Below are 2,047 nucleotides of genomic sequence, written 5' to 3'. Positions count from 1 at the left end.
GTATTGATACCAGGATAAAGTTTGAACTGTTTGGCCCGCGCCAACTGTCCCATCTTCGGTTCAGAGCAACAGAACGGAGGCTCTGAACATGGAACTCAAAGACAAGACGATCCTCATCACCGGCTCTACCGATGGCGTCGGCCGGGTCGTCGCGCAACGGCTCGGCGCCGCGGGCGCCCGTGTGCTGGTGCATGGCCGCGATGCGACGCGCGGCAAGGCTGTTGTCACCGGGATCGAAGCGACCGGCGGCAGGGCGGAGCTTCTGGTCGCCGACCTCTCTTCTCTGGCCGAAGTGCGCCGGCTTGCCGAAGCCGTGCGCGCCCGCACGGATCGGCTCGATATCCTCATCAACAATGCCGGCATCGGCACGGCAGGCCAAGGCGCCAAACGTCAGGTCAGCGCCGACGGCTACGAACTGCGCTTCGCGGTCAACTACCTCGCCGGTTTCCTGCTGACATCGGAGCTTCTGTCGTTGCTGAAGGCGAGTGCGCCGGCCCGCATCGTCAATGTCGCCTCTGCGGGGCAGCAGGCGATCGATTTCAGCGATGTCATGCTGACCCGCTCCTATGACGGCGTGCGTGCCTATTGCCAGAGCAAGCTGGCGCAGATCCTGTTCACCGTCGACCTTGCGGAGCAGCTGAAAGGCACCGGCGTCACCGTCAACGCGCTGCATCCGGCGAGCTATATGAACACCACCATGGTCCGGCAAGCAGGCGTGACGCCGTGGAGCTCGGTCGAGACCGGCGCCGAGGCCATCCTCAACCTCGCCGCCTCACCCGCGCTCGACGGGAAAAGCGGCCTCTATTTCGACGGCCTGCGGGAATCCCGCGCCGATACCCAGGCCTATGACGCCAAGGCAAGGCAACGTCTGCGAGCCTTGAGCCTTGATCTCATCGGCACGGCCTCCCCCACATCGAAGGAAGACCATTCATGACCAAGACAATCGAACACACCGTCATCATCGGCGGCTCGTCCGGCATCGGCCTGGCGACGGCGCGAAAACTGCTTGGCCCGGGCATGAAGGTGACCATCACCGGGCGCAACGAGGACAAACTGAAGAGCGCTTGGAAAAGCCTGGGCAGCGCTGCCGGGAAGGCTGCTTTCGACGCCGCGAAGCCGGATGCGGTCCGCCAGTTCTTCGAGAGCCTCGGTCCTTTCGACCATCTGGTGCTGGCGGCCAGCGGCGGCAAGGGCCTCGGCCCCTTCCCGGCGCTTGACCTGAGCGACATCGGCAGCGGCGTGGAGGAAAAGGTCCGCCCGCAGCTGTCCTGCCTGCAGGCCGCCTTGCCGACACTCAACAAGGCCGGATCGGTCACCTTCATCTCGGCGGTGTCGGCGCAGCTCGCGACGCCCGGTGTCGCCGGTATCGCCGCCATCAACGGCATGCTGTTGACTGTGGTGCCGATCCTGGCCCTGGAACTGAAGCCGCTGCGCGTCAATGTCGTGGCGCCGGGCGTCATCGACACGCCCTGGTGGGATTTTCTGGCCGAAGAGCAGAGGCAAACGATCTTTGCCGACTATGCCGGCAAGACCCCGGTCGGCCGCGTCGGTCGGGCCGAAGACGTGGCCGACGCAATCGCCTTCCTCGTCTCCAGCGGCTTCATGACCGGCCAGGTGCTGACCTGCGATGGCGGCCTGAGATTTGCGGCATAGGAACAGCGACTATCGGGCTCCGACGGGACCTTAATTGGCCTTCTTTGGAACGCGGTCGTTCTCGTCCGCGGGCCTGTCGCCTGCCGGTTTTGCCGAAACAGGCTTTTCCGGCACATGGGAATAGTCAGATGTATCCGCCCCATACATCTTGTTGTCGATCGCCTCTTGCCAGCTGTAGTCCGCGTCGGACGGTGAAACGTCGGCGATCTCATGGCGGGAGGAGCGAGCGTGAAGCCAGTTCGGGGTGATCTCTCGAACCAATTGTGCAAAGCGTCCCATCGAAACCGTTCCTTTCCTTGTCCTTTCCAGGAGGCGCGATCACGGTTGCGTCGGCTGCACCTAGAGTTGACCTCTCAGCCAGGCCAGCGTCTCGGCAACGCCGGCCAGCCCGTAC

At 63.9% G+C, this 2,047-nt stretch carries 3 protein-coding genes; 2 read left to right on the top strand and 1 reads right to left on the bottom strand.

Going from position 1 to position 2,047, the window contains the following annotated elements; all coding sequences use genetic code 11:
* The first annotated feature begins 88 nt into the window (after positions 1–88).
* Together EN893_RS30865 and EN893_RS30860 are read left to right on the top strand one after the other, a co-directional pair.
* Positions 89–934 carry an SDR family NAD(P)-dependent oxidoreductase gene (locus tag EN893_RS30865; RefSeq protein WP_127272372.1) on the top strand — a complete coding sequence of 282 codons (846 nt, stop codon included), beginning with the start codon at positions 89–91 and terminating at the stop codon, positions 932–934.
* Entirely contained in the window at positions 931–1,653 is a 723-nt protein-coding gene (locus tag EN893_RS30860) for an SDR family oxidoreductase (protein ID WP_127272373.1), read from the top strand. Before EN893_RS30865 ends, EN893_RS30860 begins: the two co-directional genes overlap by 4 nt.
* A 30-nt stretch (positions 1,654–1,683) precedes the next feature.
* On the opposite strand, the gene EN893_RS30855 is transcribed toward EN893_RS30860, so the two are convergent.
* Positions 1,684–1,932 carry a hypothetical protein gene (locus EN893_RS30855; RefSeq protein ID WP_127269146.1) on the bottom strand — a complete coding sequence of 83 codons (249 nt, stop codon included), beginning with the start codon at positions 1,930–1,932 and terminating at the stop codon, positions 1,684–1,686.
* Between the last annotated feature and the right edge of the window lie 115 nt (positions 1,933–2,047).

Source organism: Mesorhizobium sp. M7A.F.Ca.CA.004.04.2.1, from assembly GCF_004022825.1.
Classification (GTDB): domain Bacteria; phylum Pseudomonadota; class Alphaproteobacteria; order Rhizobiales; family Rhizobiaceae; genus Mesorhizobium.
Note: the sequence above shows the minus strand (reverse complement) of the source record. Positions and strands in the feature narration are given on the sequence as shown.